Source organism: Micromonospora sp. BRA006-A (assembly GCF_033433935.1).
GTDB classification, from domain to species: Bacteria; Actinomycetota; Actinomycetes; order Mycobacteriales; family Micromonosporaceae; genus Micromonospora; species Micromonospora aurantiaca.
Map to the genome: position 1 here is coordinate 4,525,943 of NZ_JANCLW010000001.1, position 18,610 is coordinate 4,544,552.

An 18,610-nucleotide genomic window follows, 5' to 3' on the forward strand; every position below is an offset into this window, starting at 1 on the left:
CTCAATTCCGGCCGTTCAGGCGCACCCCAATCGATATCGAAGCGGGGTTGTCACGATACGTGATCACCAATACCCTGCTTCAGGTTGTTCCGAAGTAGACACATCAATCCCCTCACCCCTCCCCTGGAGAAGCCTTGTCCTCCGATCCGTTCTTCTCCGACGGTGGGCTGCGCCGCGGTCGTCTCGGCACCGCTCACCTCGTCTTCTTCACCGTCGCCGCGTCCGCCCCGCTGACCGTTCTCGGCGGTGGTGTCACCACCATGTACGCGGTCAGCGGCAACATCGGCGCCGCGCTCGGATACGTGCTCCTCGCCGCCGTGCTCGCCGTCTTCGCCACCGGCTACGCCGCGATGAGCCGGTACGTCGCCAACGCCGGCGCGTTCTACGCGTACATCGCCAACGGCCTCGGCCGGGCCGGCGGGGTGGCCGGCTCGGCTGTCGCGCTCGCGGCGTACAACGCGATCCAGATCGGTCTGTACGGCCTGCTCGGTCAGATCCTTCACGAGTTCATGGACGCCAAGACCGGCATCAGTCTCGACTGGTGGGTCTGGGCGCTGCTGGCCTGGGTGTTCATCGGCGCGCTCGGCGTGCTGCGCATCGACCTCAACGCCACGGTCCTCGCCGTGCTGCTCATCCTCGAGTGCGTGGCCGTGCTGATCTTCGACCTGGTCGCCTTCGCCAACCCCGACGGCGGCACCGTCACCACCGCCGGCATCAGCCCGGGCCACCTGTTCGGCGCCGGCTTCGGCGCGGTGCTCGCGTTCACCATCGCCTCCTTCACCGGCTTCGAGAGCGGCGCCATCTACAGCGAGGAGGTCAAGGACCCGCGGCGTACGGTGGCCCGGGCCACCTACATCGCCGTCGCGTTCACCGGTCTGTTCTATGCCTTCTCCGCCTGGGCGCTCACAGTGCTCACCGGTCCGGAGAACGCCCCGGCGGCCAGTGCCGAGGCGGGTCCGGGGATCATCTTCGGCGCGCTCGACCAGTACACCGGCGCCGTCGTCGCGGACATCGCCAACGTCCTGTTCATCACCAGCGTGCTCGCCGCCCTGCTGTCGTTCCACAACGGCGTGGCGCGCTACCTGTTCGCGCTGGGCCGGGAGCGGGTTCTGCCGGGCTTCCTCGGTGCCACCTCCAGCCGCAGCGGCGCGCCCGTCGCGGGCTCGCTCGTGCAGAGCGTCCTCGCAGTGGTGGTGTTCCTGGCGTTCGCGATGACCGGCCGTGACCCGGTCATCGACCTGTTCACCTGGCTGTCCGGCGCCGCGGCGGTCGGCGTCGTGCTGCTGATGACGCTCACCTCGGCCTCCGTGGTGGGCTTCTTCCGGGGCCGCCCCGGCCCGGAGAGCGCGTGGCAGCGGGCCATCGCCCCGGCGCTCGGCACGGTCCTGCTCACCGCCGTGCTGCTGGTACTGCTGTTCAACTTCGACGCGCTGCTCGCCCCCGACACCGCGAGCTACCTGAAGTGGCTGCTGCCGGCGATCCCGGTGGCGGCGGGCGTGGTCGGCCTGATCTGGGGCGCGATCCTGCGCACCAGCCGGCCGGACACGTACCGCCGGATCGGCCAGGTCACCGAGGAGGGCCTGCACGAGCCCGGCCTGCACCCGGCCCCCGAGGCCGACCGCTGGGCCGGCGCCCACCACCGCTGACGTCAGTCGGTGCGGCGGCCGGCCACGCGGGCCGGCCGCCGCACCACCACGATCAGGCGGTACGGATGACGGTGCAGATCACCGGGCCGTCCTCGGTGGTGCGCAGCAGATAGCGGTAGCGCTCGCCGGGCACCGCGCCGCCCTGGCTGTCCAGGAACTCCCAGCGCACCGCCACCTCGGTGAGCAGCGCCGAGATCTGCTGCACGTCCTCGATCTGCGCGTTCGCCGCGACGAGTTCCCGCTCCTGGTAGTCCGGGGCGGCGCCGACGAAGCTGAGCGCCACCGCAGCGGGCGAGGTGAACGAGAAGCTGTAGGTGTCGGCGACCACCAGCCCGGGCAGGGCGTAGCAGCCGGCGATGGCCGGCACGTCGGCGGTGGTCAGCGCCACGCCGTACCGGTCGAAGAAGTCGGTGAGCGTGTCGAGGTCGGTGGAAGCCGTCACGACGCTCCTCATTACCGGCACGCCCCGGCGGCAAACCTTCCTCAGCGCGGCGGGATCCGCACCTCGATCTCGGCACCGAGGTGCGCGCCGCCGCGCAGCGCCAGGTCGTCGCCGCTCCAGAACCGCCCCGGGTCGTACCAGTTGGGCCGTCGCCCCTCGGGTAGCAGACCCATCGCCTCGTAGGTCACCGCGACCACCTCGGCGCAGTACGCCGTCTCCAGCGCCGCGGCGTTCTCCCTGCTGGAGTCGCCGATCCCGCTGGTGTCGCCGGTCTCGCCCCGGTCGCCGGTCTCGCCGGCCCTGCCCCGGCTGCCGGTCTCGCCCCTGTCGATGATCCTGCTCAGGATGCCGATCTGGTTCCTGTCGCCGGTCCTGCCCAGGAGGCCACCGAGGCTCAGGCGGCGCGCGTGCGGCAGCCGGCCCCGGGCCCACCGCCAGGCGAGCTGCGCGGTGGACGGGAACGGCGTGCCGTCCAGGCGAGCCACGGTACGCAGCACCGCCTCCTCCATCGCGGTGTCCGCCGGCGGTTCGAGCTGGCGCAGCCAGCCCCGCTGGCCGTACCGGTTGGCCCAGACGCAGACCGCGTCCCGCAGGTCGTGCAACTGCACGCCGCGCTGGTGGGTGCCGGTCCACATGTCCGGCAGCGAACGCCCCAGCTCGGCATGCCACATCAGCGGCGGCATGTCGTCGAGCACCACGGCCATGCCGACGTGGTTCACCGGGCTGTTCGTGGTGAGCTGGATGGCCCGGTCGGGCACGCTGCGTCCGCGGAACACCCACAGGTCGCCGGTGCGGGTCAGCTCCACGGCCTCGTCCAGGCTGATGCTCATGGAGGACTACCCTATGCGGATGCGGCAACGGATGCGGTGGTGGAAGGTACTCGGTCTCGCGGGTCTCGCCGGCGTCGCGGCGACCGGAGTGGTGGTGGCGCGGGCCGAGCGGCGGCGCCGGGCGTACACCCCGGAGGAGATCCGGGACCGGCTGCGCGAGCGGCACGCGAAGGCCTCCTCGTCCTGACCGGACAGTCGGGGGCGGCGGATTCTCCTACCATCGCAACGATGGGAACCGTTTTCTGGGAGAGCCCGTTCGTCCTCGATCCCCCGCCGGCAGCCGTGGAGCGGCACGGCGACGTCGACCTGCACGTGCCCACCGGCGACGGCCGGCACCCGGCGGTCGTCGTCGTGCACGGCGTGCCGGGGCCGCCCGAAGCTCCCGACGCGCGGGACTGGCCGCTCTACCAGGGCTACGGCGCGCTGCTCGCCGAGGCGGGTGTGCTGGCCGCGATCCCCCGGCTCACCGTGGCGAGCCCGGACGACCTGTACACGGTCGCCGCCCGGGTGACCGCCACCGCCGAACTGCTCCGCGCCGACCCGAGAGTCGACGCCGACCGGCTCGGCCTGTGGTTCTTCTCCGGTGCCGGCCTGCTGCTCGGCGACTGGCTCCGCGAACCGCCCGCTTGGCTGCGCGGCCTGGCCGCGACCTATCCGCTGCTGGCGCCGCTGCCCGGCTGGCCCCCGGTGGATCCACGCTTCCGCCCGATGGACGCCCTCGACCTGCCGGCGGATCAGGACGCCGCCGCTCCGTCGGGCACGACCTCCCCCGGCGGCGCGAACGTCGACGCCGTGCACGTGGAGGACGCGGCGGGGCCGACGCTCGTGCTGACCCGGGCGGGGCGGGAACGGCCCGAGGTCGCCCCCACCATCGAGGCGTTCACGGTGGTCGCGCGGCGGCGGGGCATCCCGCTGTGCGTGGTGGACGTGCCGAACGGGCAGCACGGATTCGACGCGCTGGACCACACCGAGGAGTCCCGGACCGCGGTCCGAACCGCCCGCGACACCCTGATCACCCTGCTCACCGCCCCCTGACCGCCGGCAGTGCCCGCCCCACCGGCACCCGCCCGCCCCGTCGGCACCCCGCCCGCCCCACCGGCACCCCGCCCGCCCCGTCGATCATGAAGTTGACGGCGTTTCCTGTCTGATTTGTCGCCGCCAACTTCATGATCGACGCTGCGGAGTGGCCGGGTCGGGTCCGGCCGGGCATCGCGCCCACCCGGTCCGCCGTGCCCCACCCTGCTCGCCGACCCGCCCACCCGCAGCGCTGATCAAGGAGTTTGTGTCACTGCGAGGGCCGCTGCAGGGCACGAACTCCTTGATCAGCGGGCAAGGACGGGCGGCACAAGGGTGAGGCGAGGGCCGGGCGAGGGCGGACGGCGCGAGGGGGACGGCCGGGCGGGAGGGTGAGTGGAGCGCGCCCCGCTGAGGGCGGGGGTCAGCGGTCGGCGGCGGGGACCGGGGTGGGCTGGTCGGAAGGCTCGGACACGTGCAGGCGCTTGGCTCGGCGGCGCAGCCACGCAGTGCTCACCACGCCGGCCAGCACCGCCAGCACCAGCCCGGCCCAGGAGATGTCCTTGAGCCAGTGCTCGGCGGCCTGCCCCACGTAGAACAACAGGTAGGTGGTGCCGAACGCCCACACCAGCCCGCCGGCGGCGTTCGCGACCAGGAACCGGCGGTACGGCACGCGCAGCGCCCCGGCGAGCGGGCCGGCGAGGATGCGCAGCAGCGCCACGAACCGTCCGAAGAACACGGCCCAGACGCCGTGCCGGGCGAAGCTCAGCTCGGCGCGGGCCAGGTGTGCCGGGCCGAGGTGTTTCGGGAAGCGCCGGCCGAGCCGTTCCAGCAACGGACGTCCGCCGCGTCGGCCCACGGCGTACCCGATGGAGTCGCCGAGGATGGCGCCGGTGGCCGCGGCGGCGGCCACCCACTCGGGCCCGACGACGCCGGTGGCGGCAAGCAGGGCGGCGCTGACCAGCACGATCTCGCCGGGCAGCGGGATGCCCATGCTCTCCACGCCGATCACCACGCCCACGAGCAGGCAGATGAGGCCCGGCGGGAGCGCGGCGAGCCAGTGCTGTACGTCGACCACCAGCCGACCCTACCCGCGCCCGGTCACACCGCGGGGGCCAGGAACTCCAGCCGGTTGCCGTGCGGGTCGTACGTGTGGAACCGTCGCATGCCGGGAATCTCGTCGTCGCCCCAGGTCACCGTGTACCCGGCGGCGTCCAGGCGCGCGGCCAGCTCGTCCAGGTCGGTGCGCAGCAGCGCGGGGTGCGCCTTGCGGGCCGGGCGGAAGTCGTCCTCGACGCCCAGGTGCAGTTCGGCGTCGTACCCGGTGAACCAGCAGCCACCGCGGGCGGCGAGGGCCGGGGGTTTGGGCTTCTCGGTGAGGCCGAGCAGACCGGCGTAGAAGGAGCGGGACGCGTCCTCGGAGCCGCGCGGGCAGGCGAGCAGGACGTGATGGATCATGGGGCACCTCCTCGTCCCGCAGCATGGCACGAGGTTGCATGAATAGCAAGACGGACGTACGGTTTTGTAGAGACCGACGCAGGTAAGTGTCGCCTAAGCACGGCGGCGTACCGGTCGGTGCGACAAACTGCTCAGGACTACTCACGGTCGCTGGTGTGAAGGAGTACGACGTGGCGAGCCTCGACACCTTCGGTGCGAAGACCCAGCTACGCGTCGGAGACGCGAGCTACGAGATTTTCAGGATCGACAAGGTGGAGGGCCACGAGCGGCTGCCCTACAGCTTGAAGATCCTGCTGGAGAACCTGCTGCGGACCGAGGACGGCGCGAACATCACCGCCGACCACATCCAGCAGCTCGGCGCGTGGGACGCCACCGCCGACCCGAGCGTGGAGATTCAGTTCACCCCGGCCCGGGTGCTGATGCAGGACTTCACCGGCGTGCCCTGCGTGGTCGACCTGGCCACCATGCGCGAGGCGGTCCGTGACCTGGGCGGCGACGCCACCAAGGTCAACCCCCTCGCTCCGGCCGAGCTGGTCATCGACCACTCGGTCATCGCCGACCTGTTCGGCCGCGAGGACGCCTTCGAGCGCAACGTCGAGCTGGAGTACGAGCGCAACAAGGAGCGCTACCAGTTCCTGCGCTGGGGCCAGACGGCGTTCAACGAGTTCAAGGTCGTCCCGCCGGGCACCGGCATCGTGCACCAGGTCAACATCGAGTACCTGGCTCGCACGATCATGGAGCGCAACGGCCAGGCGTACCCGGACACGGTCGTCGGCACCGACTCGCACACCACCATGGTCAACGGCCTGGGCGTGCTGGGCTGGGGCGTCGGCGGCATCGAGGCCGAGGCCGCGATGCTCGGCCAGCCGGTCAGCATGCTGATCCCCCGCGTGGTCGGCTTCAAGCTCTCCGGTGAGATGCCGGCCGGCACCACCGCCACCGACCTGGTGCTGACCATCACCGAGATGCTGCGCAAGCACGGCGTGGTCGGCAAGTTCGTCGAGTTCTACGGCCCCGGCGTGAGCGCCGTGCCGCTGGCCAACCGCGCCACCATCGGCAACATGTCGCCGGAGTACGGCTCGACCGTGGCGATCTTCCCGATCGACGCCGAGACCGTCCGCTACCTGGAGCTGACCGGCCGCGACGCGTCCCAGGTGGCGCTGGTCGAGGCGTACGCCAAGGAGCAGGGCCTCTGGCACGACCCGGAGCGCGAGCCGGAGTACTCCGAGCGCCTGGAGCTGGACCTGGGCACCATCGAGCCGTCGCTGGCCGGTCCGAAGCGCCCGCAGGACCGGGTGCCGCTGGGCAGCGCCAAGACGCTGTTCCGCGCCGCGCTCAGCGACTACGTGGCAGCCGACGAGACCGGCGGCGACCCGGGCCGCAAGCCGGGCGTGCCGCAGCAGGAGAAGCCGTTCGGCGCCGACGGCCCGGCCGACGAGGCGTCGGCCGAGTCGTTCCCGGCCAGCGACTCCCCCGCCAACGGCGTCAACGACCCGGCGGACGCGCCGCGCGACCTGGAGACCGCCGCGGTGGGCGCGGGCGGCCGGGCGAGCAATCCGGTACGCGTGACCAGCGCCGACGGCGTCGAGTACGAGCTGGACCACGGCGCCGTGGTGATCGCCGCGATCACCTCCTGCACCAACACCTCGAACCCGCAGGTGATGATCGGCGCCGCGCTGCTGGCCCGCAACGCGGTGGAGAAGGGCCTGGCCCGCAAGCCGTGGGTGAAGACCACCCTGGCGCCGGGCTCGAAGGTCGTCATGGACTACTACGACCGTGCCGGCCTCACGCCGTACCTGGAGAAGCTCGGCTTCAACCTGGTCGGCTACGGCTGCACCACCTGCATCGGCAACTCCGGCCCGCTGCCGGAGGAGGTCTCCGCCGCCGTCAACGACGGTGACCTGGCGGTCGTGTCGGTGCTGTCCGGCAACCGCAACTTCGAGGGCCGGATCAACCCGGACGTCAAGATGAACTACCTGGCGTCCCCGCCGCTGGTGGTCGCGTACGCGCTCGCCGGCACCATGGACATCGACCTGGCGAACGAGCCGATCGGCGAGGACGCCCAGGGCAACCCGGTGTTCCTGCGGGAGATCTGGCCGAACAGCGCCGAGATCCAGGACGTCATCGCCTCGGCGATCGGCGCGACCGGCTTCAGCGCCGCGTACGCCGACGTGTTCGCCGGTGACGAGCGCTGGCAGTCGCTGCCGACCCCGACCGGCGACACGTTCTCCTGGGACGGCGAGTCGACCTACGTGCGCAAGCCCCCGTACTTCGAGGGCATGCAGCAGGAGCCGGCCCCGGTCCAGGACATCGCCGACGCGCGGGTGCTGGCGAAGCTGGGCGACTCGGTGACCACCGACCACATCTCCCCGGCCGGTTCGATCAAGGCGGACTCCCCCGCCGGCAAGTACCTGGCCGAGCACGGCGTGGCCCGCCACGAGTTCAACTCGTACGGCTCCCGCCGGGGCAACCACGAGGTGATGATCCGGGGCACGTTCGCCAACATCCGGCTGCGGAATCAGTTGCGGCTCCCGGGCGCCGGTTCCGATGCGGGAGCTGCGCTCCCTGAAGGCGGTTTCACGGTCAACCACCTGACCGGCGAGCAGACCTCGATCTACGACGCCTCGATGGCGTACCAGGAGGCGGGTGTCCCGCTGGTCATCCTGGCCGGCAAGGAGTACGGCTCGGGCTCGTCGCGTGACTGGGCGGCCAAGGGCACCATGCTGCTGGGCGTGAAGGCGGTCATCGCCGAGTCGTACGAGCGGATCCACCGCTCGAACCTGATCGGCATGGGCGTGCTGCCGCTGCAGTTCCCGGGCGGCGAGACCGCCGAGTCGCTGGGCCTGACCGGCACGGAGACGTTCTCGATCAGCGGCGTCACCGCGCTGAACGACGGCGAGACCCCGCGCACGGTGAAGGTCACCACCGACACCGGTGTGGAGTTCGACGCCGTGGTCCGCATCGACACCCCGGGTGAGGCGGACTACTACCGGCACGGCGGCATCCTGCAGTACGTGCTGCGCCGCATGATCGCCAGCTGAGTTCTTCATGTAAGGAAGGGCCCCTTCTTAACAGACGTCTGTTAAGAAGGGGCCCTTCCTTACATCTCAGCGGAGGCGGAGCGCGACGGCGCGTGCCTCGGAGTCGGTGAGCGGCAGGAACCACAGGAAGCGCCGCACGATCGCGATCGGGTCCGGGCCGTCGGGGCGGCCGCGCAGGTCGCGGATGGCCTGCCGGGTGAGCCGGGAGAACTCCGGGATCATCGTGGCGCGGCGGGCCGCGTCGGTGGGCGCGGCCCGCAGGGTCGGGCACGGCCAGGGCTCGCCGCAGCGGTCGCAGCGCCAGGCCGGACCGCACGCGCGGTGGCCGGTCAGCGGCAGCACCACCCGGGGGTACGCCGATGTGGGTGTCGGTTCGGTCATGCCTCCACCGTGCCGAGGGTGCCCGAACAATCACACAGCGTTGTGTAATCTCCTTCGGACGGTTCTTTTGCTCCGGGGAGGAATGGGCATGAACCATGCCTTCGTCACCGCGCTGGCCGGCGCCGGCCACACCGCCGAGAGCCTGGCGGAGCGGCTCGGCCTGCACCCGAAGACGGTGGCCCGGTGGGCGAACCCCGGGCACATCCCGCAGAGCCGGCACCGCGCTACTGTGGCGAACCTGCTGGGCCAGCCGATCGAGGCGCTCTGGCCCGACGCGGTCCGCCGCCGCGAGCCCGTCTGGTTCCGCCCGTGGGTGGACATCGAACGCGAGGCGGTCGCGCTACGCACGTTCGAGCTGGCGTGGGTGCCGGGTCTGTTGCAGACCGAGGCGTACGCCCGGGCCACGTTCATCGGCCAGCCGCTGACCGCCGACGAAGTCACCGACCTGGTCACCGCCCGGCTGGACCGGCAGGGCATCCTCACCCGGCCGCGCGGACCGCTGTACGTCGTGGTGCTCGACGAGCAGGTGCTGCGCCGCGCCGCCGCCGGCGACCGGGCGCTGATGGCCGCGCAGGTGACCCACCTGCTCGCCTGCGCCGAGCTGCCGAACGTGCAGCTCCACGTGGTGCCGGCCGACACGCCGACCTATCCCGGGCTGGACGGGCCGTTCGTCATCGCGGAGCTGCGCGACGGCAACCGGGTGGCGCATGTGGACAGCCAGGCCCGCGCGCAGATCATCGAGCAGCCCTCGGAGATTGCTACCCTGGAGCGTCGGTGGGAACGCATCCGGGGCGAGGCGCTGCCCCGCGCGCGGACCCTGGAACTGCTGAGGGAAGTGGCGGCGGCATGGACCTGAGCGGCGCCCGGTGGCGCAAGAGCACCCGCAGCGGCGGCAACGGCGGCAACTGCGTCGAGGTCGCCGGCAACCTGCCCGGTGTGGTCGGCGTCCGCGACTCGAAGGACCCGGCCGGGCCGGTGCTCACCTTCACCCCGGCCGCGTGGACCCGGTTCGTGACGTCGACCCGCCGCTGAGCCCGGTCAGGCCAGGCGCGCGGCGTACACGTGCACCGGATTCCCCGATTCGGACGTCGTCGCACGCTCGAAGCTCAGCCCGATCCGCTCCGCGACCCGATGTGAGGGCGTGTTGTCCGGGTGGATGATCGCGACGAGACGGTCGACGCCCAGCCGGTCGCGCGCGTGGTCGCGACACGCGGCCGCCGCCTCCGTGGCGAATCCGCGACCCTGCATCCCGGTCCGCAGGTGGTAACCGACTTCGACCTCCATCACCCCGTCCACCGGCTGCGGAGTGAGACCGCAGTCGCCGACGAACTCGCCTGTCGCCCGTGACCTGAGCACCCACAGTCCGAAGCCGTGGCCGCGGTAGAGGCCCTCGTTCCAGCGGATCCAGTCCAGTGCCTCCGCCCGGATCTTCGGTCGCCGGTAGTAGCGCATCACAATCGGGTCGCCGAGAAGGGCGGCCATGTCGTCGAGGTCGTCGACGGTCATCTCGGCGAAGGTCAGTCGTCCGGTGGCGGGCGGCGGATCAGCAGTCATCGTGGCCCGGCCCCTTCGTCACGGCTTCGAGGCTACCGAGGCCGAGCGCCGCTCACGGACCGGCGGCAACGAACGACCGCTGAAGCCGGCATCCCACTCATCGCGAAATTGCAATTCGGTGATGCCCCTCGCCCCCCGATCGCACATCCGACACCGCAAACAATCGACGTCCATGATTCGTTGACACGCTCCGAAGCCCGTCGATACGTTGCCGATATCGCGATGCACAACGGGGGCGCTCCAGTTTCGATCCGGGAATCGAACACTGGGAAGGATTTCATGAAGACGACGATCAGACTTCTGGCCCTGCCGGCCCTGATCTTGCCGGCGATCCTCGCCGGCACTCCGGCACTGGCCGGCACCGGCGCAGGCACGGCCGCTCCGGCTGCTGTCACGTCGATCGAGCGCAAGGCGGGGTCGTCCTCGCAGGCCAGGGCCTACTGGACGGCCGAGCGCATGGCGGCGGCCACTCCCGCCGACGAGGTGGAGAAGGCCGCCGGCCCGGTCACCCAGAGCCCCACCGCGGAGCGGGTGCGGCGCTTCGCGGAGGCGGTGGCACCGAAGGACGGCAGCGGCTTCGGCACCCAACTGAACGAGTCGATCACGGTGGGGAAGATCTTCTACACCAGTTCCACCGACGGTCTCGGCCACTACTGCTCGGCGAGCGTGGTGAACAGCCCGGCGCGCAACATGGTCTTCACCGCCGCGCACTGCGTACACGACGGGCCGGGCCGGGACTGGCACACCGCGAACTGGATGTTCGTGCCGTCGTACCGCAACGGCGCGCAGCCGTACGGCACCTGGGACTGGTCCACGCTCGCGGTGCCCAGCGGCTGGATCAGCACCCGTGAGCGGCAGTACGACGTGGCCGTCGCGCTCGTCTACGGCAGCCGGTCGATCGTGGACGCGGTCGGCGCCAACGGGCTGCTCACCGGCGGTGGCCGGGCATACCACTACGACATCTTCGGCTACCCGAGCAACAAGGACAGCGGCGAGATCCAGTGGGTCTGCTCGGGCACGTCGAGGGACGCGGGCAGCAACCGGATCGAGATGAACTGCGGCTTCGGGGGCGGTTCGAGCGGCGGCCCGTGGTACTACAGCTACGACAACACCACCAGGCGTGGTGACGTGCACGGGGTGATGAGCTACTCGAGCGGCTCGAACACGAACGGCTCGCCGTACTTCTCCGCCGCGGTGGTGGGGACGCTCTACAACACGTACGCGAACGACACCTGGTGAACGACGGTCCGCCTGGTGTGCCACCCGGCGCACCAGGCGGGCCGGCACCAGGCGGACCGGCACCCGGCCCGGAGGAGGCGACATGTCACATCGTGTGCTGCTCGGCGCGGCCGCCGTCGCGGCACTCGCCGTCGCCGCGGCCGTCGTGGTCCTCGCGGCGCGCGAGGGCGACGCGGGGCGACCGGCGCCGCCCGGCCCGGTGGTCGCGACGCACAATCCGAGCCCCGGCGCCACCGACCCGTCCGAATACTGGACGAGGGAACGAATGCGGGACGCCATCGGCGACTGAATCACCGAGTTGCATTCGCCGGACTGCGTGAGCCGGACTGCGTGAGCCGGATTGCGTGAGCCGGATTCGAACGCCGGCGCACCGGTGCGCCGAATTCCCTCCCGCTCACGATCTCCGGCCGAGCCCGGCCGCAATTCCCATTTCAGCGAACATGCGTGCCGGCGAGCCGTTCACGGACCGGTGTCGGAGTAGACCTCGACGTCGTAGAGCAGTTGCACGTTGCGGCGCCCGTTGGTGATGCCGACGAAGACCGGGTCACCGGCCGGGGTGCGGCCCTGGCGCCACACCTGTTCCCGGGCCGCTTCCCGCGACTCGTGATGGACGCCGCCCTCGCGATGCAGGTGCAGGACTCGGCGGGCCGTGGCCGGGTCGCTGTCGAGGTGGACTCGCAGCAGAGGCATGGCGTGCCCTCCTTGCCCACTGTCGAGGCCGGACTTTCGTCTGTTCAATGAGCTTACCGTTGTTAAGCTGCCTGTCCAGCGAACTAGAGTGGCTCCATGACCGCGACAGATCCCGGTGCGCCGACGACACCGGTGTGGCTGCGGGCAGGGCCGCCGCGGGCGCGGCGCAAGCCGCCACTGACCCTCGAACGCATCGTGGAACTCGCGGTGACGGTGCTGGACGAGCACGGCGTCGAGGGCCTGACGATGCGCCTGCTCGCCCAGCGGCTCGACGTGACCGCCACCGCCCTGTACTGGCACGTGAAGACGAAGGACGACGTCCTCGACCTGGCCGTCGACCGTGTCTTCGGCGACGTGCCGGTTCCGGATGCCGGCGACGACTGGATGGAGGACATCCGCGTCCTGGTCCGGGCCTGGCGCGGCGTCATGCTGCGCCATCCCTGGGCACCGGAGCTGGTCGGACGTCCGATGCTCGGGCCCAACGTCCTGGCCCGTACCGAGTTCCTGCAGTCGGCGCTCGTGCGGGGTGGCTGTCACGGACTTCGGCTCGCGGTGGCCACGCGACTGCTCGCCAACTACGTCATCGGCGCCTCGCTCACGGAAGCCACGTGGCACCGGAGCGCGGACCCGGACGCGAGAGCCGCAGCCCGCGACCACATCGCCGCGAACGCCGACGCCTATCCGACCCTCGACGCCTCCGGCCATCTCGACGACACCCGATGGGACGACGACCTGCTGTTCGACGAGGGCCTCGACGGCATCCTCCGGACGGCGGCACGGACAGGCACGCCGGAATGACCACGGGCGCCGGTCAGCCGGTGGCGCTCTCCAGTACGGCCTTGAGCCGGGCCAGGTCCGCCTCCACGAGCGCGGTGTCCCGGTCGAAGTCCGCGTCGCTCATGCCGGGCATCCGCCGCAGGCTGAACACCACCTCGGTGGCGTCGCCGTCGGCGATGGCGCGCAACGGCACGTACACCGTCTCGCCCGACGGCGTCCGCACCTCGTGGTCGAGCACGCCGTACTCGTTGGCAGGGGCGAACGTGAGCCGCGCCCGCCCTTCGGGTGTGTCCACGAACCAGTGGCCGTCGACGGACACGACCGAACCGCCGAGGCCCGGCGCCCAGCGGGTCAGGTTCGCCGGGTCGGCGGCGAAGGCGTAGACCTCCGCCACCGGACGATCGATGTGGACGCTGAGGTGCCGGGTGTCAGTGGCCATACGCCGATGATCACACGGCTGTCGGACGCCTGCGTTACGCTGCCGCCGATTTCCACAGACACCCCCCGGGGAGACGACCACATGGGCATGGTGTTCACCGCACGCCGGCTGTCCGGCGCGGAACTGGCGACGGTGCTGGCCGATCCGGACACGGTCGGCACGCTGTTCCAGGGCGGTCCGGACGAACTCGACCTCGACAAGGCGTGGCACGGGCTGCACTACCTGCTGACCGGCACCACGTACGAGATCCGGGGCGACGCCGGGCCGGCGATCGTCGGCGGCGACCCGATCGGGCCGGATCTCGGCATGGGCCCGGCCCGGCTGCTCATGCCGGACGCGGTCCGCACCGTGGCCGCCGGGCTCGACGCGGTGGACGACGCGACGCTGCGGGCCCGCTTCGACCCGGAGGCCATGTCGGAGGCCGAGATCTACCCGCACATCTGGGACGACGGCGACGACGAGTTCGACGGCTACCTGCTGCCGTACTTCACCGCGCTGCGCGACTTCTACCGCGACGCGGCGGCGAGCGGCGACGCCGTGCTGCTCGCCGTCACCTGAGCCGCCGCGAATCGGCGCGCGGGCACCCGAGCGGTCGCGAGCCGGTGCGCGGGCACCTGAGCCGCCGAAACCGGCGCGCGGCGCCGGGGCGGGCGCCGGTAGCGTGCCGGCGTGGGACTCGACGCGTTCGTGTACTGCCGGTGCTGGCAGGACGGCCTCGCCACGCCGTGCCCGGTCGGGCCGGTCGGCTACGACGAGGACGGCTGGCTCGCGCTGGTGCAGGCCGGCGAGTACGACGGGGCCGCCGACAACGCCTTCTACGCCTGGATGACCGGGGACGCCTGCCCGCACCGGCACATGGAGCTGGTCAGCGAGCGCGTGTCCAACTGGGCCGGCGTACGCCTGTTCCAGCAGGCGTTGCGCGCGGCCGGCGAGCACCGTTTCCCGATGCTCGTCGCCGCGCTGCCGGACGCCAACGGCGGCTCGCTGCCCGCCGACCGGGCAGCGGTCGTGCTCGCCGAGTTGGACGCGTTCGCAGGCATCGACCGGATCACCGACGAGGTGGAGCTGATCGACGAGGCGACCGGCGCGGTCGTGATGCAGTACGTCGAGGCCTACCGCGGGTTGTTCATGTTCGGCCCGGGCTTCCAGGCGGGCGTCGACCCGGACGGCTTCTTCGTCCTCGACCGGGCCGACCCGCCGGTGACGCTGTTCCGGGCCGTCCGGTTCGGGCAGCGGCCGCTGCCCGGCGACCGGGTGGAGTTCACCGCCGGCGGGACGCGGACGGTGGTGGCGATGCGGCCGGTGGGCGAGCACGGTGAGCCGCCGCCCGAACGGCTCGCGGTGCGGACCCGGAGCCGGTCGGGCGGCGACTTCGCCTACATCGTGGAGCCGCTGCGCCGGCTGTGTACGGCGTCGGTGGCGACCGGCAATCCGGTCATGTGGTGCTGACGGGCGGCGCTCACCACGGGATCGTGCCCGCGTCCTCGACGTAGCCGCCGGTCGGCCCGTCGTCGGGCAGCGTCGCCAGCCGGATCGCTATCGCCGCGCCCTGCTGCGGCGTCCGCACGCCCCGGAAGCCGTTCAGGTCGGTCGCGGTGAAGCCCGGGCAGCCGGCGTTCACCAGGATGCCCGTGCCGGCGAGCGCCCGCGCGTACTGGATGGTCACCGCGTTGAGCATGCTCTTCGACGGCGCGTACGCCACCGACAGCGGGCCGGTCTGGTCCTCGCCGGTGGAGGCGCTCTGCCGGGTCAGCGAGCCGACGCCGCTGGACATGTTGACGATCCGCGGTGAGGCCGAGCGGCGCAGCAGCGGCAGCATCGCCTCGGTCACCCGGACCACCCCGATCACGTTCACCTCGACGGCGGCACGGATGGTCGCGACGTCCACGTCACCCGGGTGCTGGGGCACGCCACCTGTGACGCCGGCGTTGTTGACGAGCACGTCCAGGCCGCCGGCCTCCGTCTCCAGCAGCCGGGCGGCGGCGGTCACGCTCGCGTCGTCGGTCACGTCCAGCGGTACGCCGAACGCGTCCACGCCGCCCGCGCGCAGCTTCGCCACCGCCTCGGCGAGCCGCTGCCCGTCCCGGGCACCGACGCCCACCCGCCAGCCGAGCGCGCCCAGGCCGGCCGCGATCTCGTACCCGATTCCCTTGTTCGCGCCGGTCACCAGCGCGATCGTCCGTTCGCTCATGGGCTCGATCCTGTCCGCGCGGCGGGCGGGCCTCCAACACCACCTCGGTAGCGGCCGATACCCGACGGGTATCGATCCGGCGGTACGGTGGCGGGATGGAGACGCGGGAGCTTCGCTACTTCGTCGCGGTCGCCGAGGAACTGCACTTCGGCCGCGCCGCGCGCCGCCTCGGCATCGCCCAGCCGCCGCTGTCGCGGGCGATCCGCCAGCTCGAACGGCGCCTCGGCGTGACGCTGCTGGAACGGGACAGCCGCCGCGTCGCGCTCACCGCGGCCGGGTCGGTGCTGCGCCGCGAGGGCCGGGCCGCCCTGGACGCGGTCCACGCCGCGGAGCGCCGTACCCGCCGTGCCGGTGAGGTCGCGAACGGCGGCGCCGGGCTCGTGCTGGCGACGAAGGCGGGTGCGTCGAGCGAGCTGCTGCCGAAACTGCTCGACGCGTACGCCGCCGAGCCGGACGCGGTCCGGGTGGAGGTGCTGCTGTCCGGCATCGGCGAGCAGGAGCGGCTGCTGCGCGACGGGCGGGCCGACGTGGCGCTGCTGCACCTGCCGTTCGACTCGACCACCGGGCTGGACACCGAGGAGCTGGTCACCGAGCAGCAGGTGGCGGTCCTGCCGGCCGGGCATCCGCTGGCCCGGCGGCCGCACCTGCGGATGGCCGAGGTGGAGACGCTGTCCGGCCTGCCGATGCCGCGCTGGCCCCGGGCCGACGGGTCGTACCCGGACGGTCCGGGCCCCGAGGTCCGGGACCACGCCCAGTTGTTACAGCTCATCGCGCTCGGCCGTACCGTGGTGGTGCTGCCGGAGTCGGTCCGGTCGCTGCTGCTCGCCGACCTGGCCGTCGTGCCGGTGCCGGACGCCCCGGCGGTGACCACCGTGATCGCGTGGCCGCCGCACAGCCGGTCCCGGCCCCTCGCCGCCCTGATCCGGACCGCCACCCGCCTGTGACGCCGGCCGCTACGCGGGCAGCTCCTTGCGCATCTGCTGGGTGACCACCCGGTAGCCGGACGTCTCGTACAGCTTGCGTGCCGTCTCGTTGGCGCCGAAGACGTTCAGCTCCAGCGCCCGGGCGCCGTGCTCCCGGGCCGCCCGCTCCCCGGCCGCGAGCAGCGCCCGCCCGAGGCCCCGGCCCCGGTGCCCGGCGTCCACCTCGATGTCGTAGAGGAACGCGCAGTCGGCGAGACCGCGCGGGTGGGTCAGGCCGATCCACAGCCAGCCGACGGGTGAACCGTCGGCCAGCTCGCCGACCAGGAACAGCATGCCGGGCGTGGCCATGCCCTGCGGCAGGAAGCCTGCGGTGGCCTCCCGGGCCCGGCCGAGCGCCTCCTCGGGCGTCCAGTTGCCGGCCGTGACGTGCTCCCGCGCGTACCCGGCGGCCAGCTCGTCCTGCCATCTGCCGAACTCGTCCGGGTTCATCGCCCGGACCGTCACCTCGGTCATCGCCACTCCCCCGTCGATGTTGTGTCCGCTCAGTCCTCGGCGGCGCGGCGGCGCGCCTCCCGCAGCTTCATGGCGTGCTCCAGCAGCGTGATCAGCACCTCCTTGGCCGACTCCCGCTTGCGCGCGTCGCACAGCACCACCGGTACGCCCGGGTCCAGGTCGAGCGCGGCCTGCACCTCGTCCAAGCGGAACGTCTTGGCGCCCTCGAAGCAGTTCACCGCCACCACGAAGGGCGTACCGCGCCCCTCGAAGTAGTCGATCGACGGGAAGCAGTCGGCCAGCCGGCGGGTGTCGGCGAGCACCACCGCGCCGAGCGCGCCGAGAGCCAGCTCGTCCCAGACGAACCAGAACCGGTCCTGCCCGGGCGTGCCGAACAGGTAGAGCACCAGGTCGTCGCTGATGGTGATGCGGCCGAAGTCCATCGCCACGGTGGTGGTCGACTTCTCCTCGATGCCGGACAGGTCGTCGATGCCGATCCCGGTCTCGGTCAGCACCTCCTCGGTGCGCAGCGGCCGGGTCTCGCTGACCGCGCCGACCATCGTGGTCTTGCCGACGCCGAACCCGCCCGCGATCAGGATCTTGATCGCGGTGGGCAGCGGCGCGGCGCCCGCCGGCCGCTCAGAGCGCCCGTAGTCCATTGATTACCGCCTCGAAAACGTGCTCGTCGGGAAGGCCGGCGGTGGTCGCGCGCGGCTCGCGTACCTGTACCAGGCTGCGGGCGGCCAGGTCTCCGAGGAGGACCCGGACCGTACCCACCGGCAGGTCGAGATGCGCGGCGATCTCGGCCACGGAGAGGATCCGCTGGCAGAGGCCGACGATCGCCACGTGCTCCGGGCCCAGCCCGGACTCCGACCCGACATCGGTGCGGGTCGAGGTGACCAGCGAGATCAGGTCGAACGTGCCGGTGACCGGGCGGGCCCGGCCTCCGGTCACCGCGTACGGGCGCACCACCGGGCCGGCGTGGTCGTCCACCCACTCCTGCTCCGCGGAGTCCCCCCGGCCGGTCATCGTGCCGCGTTCTCGCCGAGGGGCTGTTCCCGGGTCGGTGACGCGACGAACCGGCCGACCCGGGTGACGAGCATGGCCATCTCGTACGCGATCAGGCCGACGTCCGCGTCCTCCGAGGCCAGCACCGCCAGGCAGGCGTTGCGCCCGGCCGCGGTGACGAACAGGAAGGAGGACTGCATCTCGATGATGGTCTGCTGTACCTGTCCGCCACCGAACCGCTTGCCCGCGCCGCGTGCCAGGCTTTGGATGCCCGCCGCCATCGCCGCCAGGTGCTCGCCGTCGTCCCGGCTCAATCCGCGGGACGAGGCCATCAACAGTCCGTCGGTGGAGAGCGCCACGGCGTGCTCCGCCTGCTTGACCCGGCCGACCAGGTCATCCAGCAGCCACGTCAGATCCGCGCTCGAAGCCGTCTTCTGCGCCACTCGTCGTCCTCATCTTCCCGGCTGGTGTGCCGTCAGCTTCCG

25 protein-coding genes are annotated in these 18,610 nt (G+C 71.9%); 12 read left to right on the forward strand and 13 right to left on the reverse strand.

Annotated elements, in window-relative coordinates; all coding sequences use genetic code 11:
- Positions 1-134: 134 nt before the first annotated feature.
- A complete protein-coding gene (locus NMK34_RS20385; protein WP_318334790.1) occupies positions 135-1,646 on the forward strand; it encodes an APC family permease in 1,512 nt (503 codons plus the stop codon).
- A gap of 52 nt (positions 1,647-1,698) precedes the next feature.
- Here NMK34_RS20385 and NMK34_RS20390 read toward each other — a convergent pair whose 3' ends face one another.
- Positions 1,699-2,088, reverse strand: coding sequence for a hypothetical protein (locus tag NMK34_RS20390; RefSeq protein WP_030274248.1), 390 nt, complete (start codon positions 2,086-2,088; stop codon positions 1,699-1,701).
- A gap of 41 nt (positions 2,089-2,129) precedes the next feature.
- On the reverse strand, positions 2,130-2,918 hold the full coding sequence (locus tag NMK34_RS20395) for a hypothetical protein (protein WP_318334791.1): 789 nt from the start codon (positions 2,916-2,918) through the stop codon (positions 2,130-2,132).
- Here NMK34_RS20395 and NMK34_RS20400 point away from each other — a divergent pair.
- Positions 2,917-3,105, forward strand: coding sequence for a hypothetical protein (locus tag NMK34_RS20400; protein WP_141708223.1), 189 nt, complete (start codon positions 2,917-2,919; stop codon positions 3,103-3,105). The genes NMK34_RS20395 and NMK34_RS20400 overlap by 2 nt on opposite strands.
- A 41-nt stretch (positions 3,106-3,146) precedes the next feature.
- Positions 3,147-3,953 carry a hypothetical protein gene (locus NMK34_RS20405; RefSeq protein WP_318334792.1) on the forward strand — a complete coding sequence of 269 codons (807 nt, stop codon included), beginning with the start codon at positions 3,147-3,149 and terminating at the stop codon, positions 3,951-3,953.
- Between the two features lie 403 nt (positions 3,954-4,356).
- On the opposite strand, the gene NMK34_RS20410 is transcribed toward NMK34_RS20405, so the two are convergent.
- Together NMK34_RS20410 and NMK34_RS20415 are read right to left on the reverse strand one after the other, a co-directional pair.
- Positions 4,357-5,010, reverse strand: a complete 654-nt coding sequence (locus tag NMK34_RS20410) for a DedA family protein (RefSeq protein ID WP_318334793.1) — start codon at positions 5,008-5,010, stop codon at positions 4,357-4,359.
- Positions 5,011-5,033: 23 nt separating this feature from the next.
- Positions 5,034-5,390, reverse strand: coding sequence for a VOC family protein (locus NMK34_RS20415; protein WP_318334794.1), 357 nt, complete (start codon positions 5,388-5,390; stop codon positions 5,034-5,036).
- Positions 5,391-5,545: 155 nt separating this feature from the next.
- Between NMK34_RS20415 and NMK34_RS20420 the strand changes: the two genes are divergently transcribed.
- Positions 5,546-8,431 carry an aconitate hydratase gene (locus tag NMK34_RS20420; RefSeq protein ID WP_318334795.1) on the forward strand — a complete coding sequence of 962 codons (2,886 nt, stop codon included), beginning with the start codon at positions 5,546-5,548 and terminating at the stop codon, positions 8,429-8,431.
- 66 nt (positions 8,432-8,497) lie between these two features.
- Here NMK34_RS20420 and NMK34_RS20425 read toward each other — a convergent pair whose 3' ends face one another.
- A complete protein-coding gene (locus NMK34_RS20425; RefSeq protein ID WP_013287403.1) occupies positions 8,498-8,812 on the reverse strand; it encodes a hypothetical protein in 315 nt (104 codons plus the stop codon).
- An 88-nt stretch (positions 8,813-8,900) separates the two neighbouring features.
- On the opposite strand from NMK34_RS20425, the gene NMK34_RS20430 reads away from it, so the two are divergent.
- Both NMK34_RS20430 and NMK34_RS20435 read left to right on the forward strand, forming a co-directional pair.
- A complete protein-coding gene (locus tag NMK34_RS20430) occupies positions 8,901-9,668 on the forward strand; it encodes a DUF5753 domain-containing protein (protein ID WP_047893331.1) in 768 nt (255 codons plus the stop codon).
- Positions 9,659-9,844 carry a DUF397 domain-containing protein gene (locus tag NMK34_RS20435; RefSeq protein WP_013287405.1) on the forward strand — a complete coding sequence of 62 codons (186 nt, stop codon included), beginning with the start codon at positions 9,659-9,661 and terminating at the stop codon, positions 9,842-9,844. The genes NMK34_RS20430 and NMK34_RS20435 overlap by 10 nt, the downstream gene beginning before the upstream one ends.
- A 6-nt stretch (positions 9,845-9,850) precedes the next feature.
- On the opposite strand, the gene NMK34_RS20440 is transcribed toward NMK34_RS20435, so the two are convergent.
- A complete protein-coding gene (locus tag NMK34_RS20440) occupies positions 9,851-10,366 on the reverse strand; it encodes a GNAT family N-acetyltransferase (protein ID WP_091331201.1) in 516 nt (171 codons plus the stop codon).
- Between the two features lie 279 nt (positions 10,367-10,645).
- On the opposite strand from NMK34_RS20440, the gene NMK34_RS20445 reads away from it, so the two are divergent.
- Positions 10,646-11,605 (forward strand): trypsin-like serine peptidase, encoded by a 960-nt coding sequence (locus tag NMK34_RS20445; RefSeq protein ID WP_091331200.1) that lies wholly within the window; start codon positions 10,646-10,648, stop codon positions 11,603-11,605.
- Between the two features lie 82 nt (positions 11,606-11,687).
- Entirely contained in the window at positions 11,688-11,894 is a 207-nt protein-coding gene (locus NMK34_RS20450) for a hypothetical protein (protein WP_013287408.1), read from the forward strand.
- A gap of 170 nt (positions 11,895-12,064) precedes the next feature.
- On the opposite strand, the gene NMK34_RS20455 is transcribed toward NMK34_RS20450, so the two are convergent.
- Positions 12,065-12,295, reverse strand: a complete 231-nt coding sequence (locus tag NMK34_RS20455; protein WP_013475917.1) for a hypothetical protein — start codon at positions 12,293-12,295, stop codon at positions 12,065-12,067.
- Between the two features lie 96 nt (positions 12,296-12,391).
- Here NMK34_RS20455 and NMK34_RS20460 point away from each other — a divergent pair, with 96 nt between their 5' ends.
- Positions 12,392-13,093 (forward strand): TetR/AcrR family transcriptional regulator, encoded by a 702-nt coding sequence (locus NMK34_RS20460; RefSeq protein WP_184975621.1) that lies wholly within the window; start codon positions 12,392-12,394, stop codon positions 13,091-13,093.
- 13 nt (positions 13,094-13,106) lie between these two features.
- On the opposite strand, the gene NMK34_RS20465 is transcribed toward NMK34_RS20460, so the two are convergent.
- Positions 13,107-13,511 carry an SRPBCC family protein gene (locus NMK34_RS20465; RefSeq protein WP_013475915.1) on the reverse strand — a complete coding sequence of 135 codons (405 nt, stop codon included), beginning with the start codon at positions 13,509-13,511 and terminating at the stop codon, positions 13,107-13,109.
- Positions 13,512-13,592: 81 nt separating this feature from the next.
- On the opposite strand from NMK34_RS20465, the gene NMK34_RS20470 reads away from it, so the two are divergent.
- Entirely contained in the window at positions 13,593-14,069 is a 477-nt protein-coding gene (locus NMK34_RS20470; protein WP_145823694.1) for a YfbM family protein, read from the forward strand.
- Between the two features lie 111 nt (positions 14,070-14,180).
- Positions 14,181-14,960, forward strand: coding sequence for a hypothetical protein (locus tag NMK34_RS20475; RefSeq protein WP_318334796.1), 780 nt, complete (start codon positions 14,181-14,183; stop codon positions 14,958-14,960).
- 10 nt (positions 14,961-14,970) lie between these two features.
- On the opposite strand, the gene NMK34_RS20480 is transcribed toward NMK34_RS20475, so the two are convergent.
- Positions 14,971-15,702 (reverse strand): SDR family NAD(P)-dependent oxidoreductase, encoded by a 732-nt coding sequence (locus tag NMK34_RS20480; protein WP_318334797.1) that lies wholly within the window; start codon positions 15,700-15,702, stop codon positions 14,971-14,973.
- Positions 15,703-15,797: 95 nt separating this feature from the next.
- Between NMK34_RS20480 and NMK34_RS20485 the strand changes: the two genes are divergently transcribed.
- A complete protein-coding gene (locus NMK34_RS20485; RefSeq protein WP_318334798.1) occupies positions 15,798-16,646 on the forward strand; it encodes a LysR family transcriptional regulator in 849 nt (282 codons plus the stop codon).
- 9 nt (positions 16,647-16,655) lie between these two features.
- On the opposite strand, the gene NMK34_RS20490 is transcribed toward NMK34_RS20485, so the two are convergent.
- The 4 genes from NMK34_RS20490 to NMK34_RS20505 are packed head-to-tail and all read right to left on the reverse strand — an operon-like array spanning position 16,656 to position 18,568.
- Entirely contained in the window at positions 16,656-17,138 is a 483-nt protein-coding gene (locus tag NMK34_RS20490) for a GNAT family N-acetyltransferase (RefSeq protein WP_318334799.1), read from the reverse strand.
- Between the two features lie 29 nt (positions 17,139-17,167).
- Entirely contained in the window at positions 17,168-17,776 is a 609-nt protein-coding gene (locus NMK34_RS20495; protein WP_013287415.1) for a GTP-binding protein, read from the reverse strand.
- A complete protein-coding gene (locus NMK34_RS20500; protein ID WP_013287416.1) occupies positions 17,757-18,146 on the reverse strand; it encodes a DUF742 domain-containing protein in 390 nt (129 codons plus the stop codon). Before NMK34_RS20500 ends, NMK34_RS20495 begins: the two co-directional genes overlap by 20 nt.
- Entirely contained in the window at positions 18,143-18,568 is a 426-nt protein-coding gene (locus tag NMK34_RS20505; RefSeq protein WP_030503283.1) for a roadblock/LC7 domain-containing protein, read from the reverse strand. The genes NMK34_RS20500 and NMK34_RS20505 overlap by 4 nt, the downstream gene beginning before the upstream one ends.
- Positions 18,569-18,610: the final 42 nt, after the last annotated feature.

Coding starts and splice junctions, on each gene's coding strand:
- NMK34_RS20400 (WP_141708223.1), top strand. CDS start 2,917: ATGGAGGACTACCCTATGCGGATGCGGCAACGGATGCGGTGGTGGAAG.
- NMK34_RS20395 (WP_318334791.1), bottom strand. CDS start 2,918: ATGAGCATCAGCCTGGACGAGGCCGTGGAGCTGACCCGCACCGGCGAC.
- NMK34_RS20405 (WP_318334792.1), top strand. CDS start 3,147: ATGGGAACCGTTTTCTGGGAGAGCCCGTTCGTCCTCGATCCCCCGCCG.
- NMK34_RS20415 (WP_318334794.1), bottom strand. CDS start 5,390: ATGATCCATCACGTCCTGCTCGCCTGCCCGCGCGGCTCCGAGGACGCG.
- NMK34_RS20425 (WP_013287403.1), bottom strand. CDS start 8,812: ATGACCGAACCGACACCCACATCGGCGTACCCCCGGGTGGTGCTGCCG.
- NMK34_RS20430 (WP_047893331.1), top strand. CDS start 8,901: ATGAACCATGCCTTCGTCACCGCGCTGGCCGGCGCCGGCCACACCGCC.
- NMK34_RS20435 (WP_013287405.1), top strand. CDS start 9,659: ATGGACCTGAGCGGCGCCCGGTGGCGCAAGAGCACCCGCAGCGGCGGC.
- NMK34_RS20440 (WP_091331201.1), bottom strand. CDS start 10,366: ATGACTGCTGATCCGCCGCCCGCCACCGGACGACTGACCTTCGCCGAG.
- NMK34_RS20445 (WP_091331200.1), top strand. CDS start 10,646: ATGAAGACGACGATCAGACTTCTGGCCCTGCCGGCCCTGATCTTGCCG.
- NMK34_RS20450 (WP_013287408.1), top strand. CDS start 11,688: ATGTCACATCGTGTGCTGCTCGGCGCGGCCGCCGTCGCGGCACTCGCC.
- NMK34_RS20455 (WP_013475917.1), bottom strand. CDS start 12,295: ATGCCTCTGCTGCGAGTCCACCTCGACAGCGACCCGGCCACGGCCCGC.
- NMK34_RS20460 (WP_184975621.1), top strand. CDS start 12,392: ATGACCGCGACAGATCCCGGTGCGCCGACGACACCGGTGTGGCTGCGG.
- NMK34_RS20465 (WP_013475915.1), bottom strand. CDS start 13,511: ATGGCCACTGACACCCGGCACCTCAGCGTCCACATCGATCGTCCGGTG.
- NMK34_RS20470 (WP_145823694.1), top strand. CDS start 13,593: ATGGGCATGGTGTTCACCGCACGCCGGCTGTCCGGCGCGGAACTGGCG.
- NMK34_RS20480 (WP_318334797.1), bottom strand. CDS start 15,702: ATGAGCGAACGGACGATCGCGCTGGTGACCGGCGCGAACAAGGGAATC.
- NMK34_RS20485 (WP_318334798.1), top strand. CDS start 15,798: ATGGAGACGCGGGAGCTTCGCTACTTCGTCGCGGTCGCCGAGGAACTG.
- NMK34_RS20490 (WP_318334799.1), bottom strand. CDS start 17,138: ATGACCGAGGTGACGGTCCGGGCGATGAACCCGGACGAGTTCGGCAGA.
- NMK34_RS20495 (WP_013287415.1), bottom strand. CDS start 17,776: ATGGACTACGGGCGCTCTGAGCGGCCGGCGGGCGCCGCGCCGCTGCCC.
- NMK34_RS20500 (WP_013287416.1), bottom strand. CDS start 18,146: ATGACCGGCCGGGGGGACTCCGCGGAGCAGGAGTGGGTGGACGACCAC.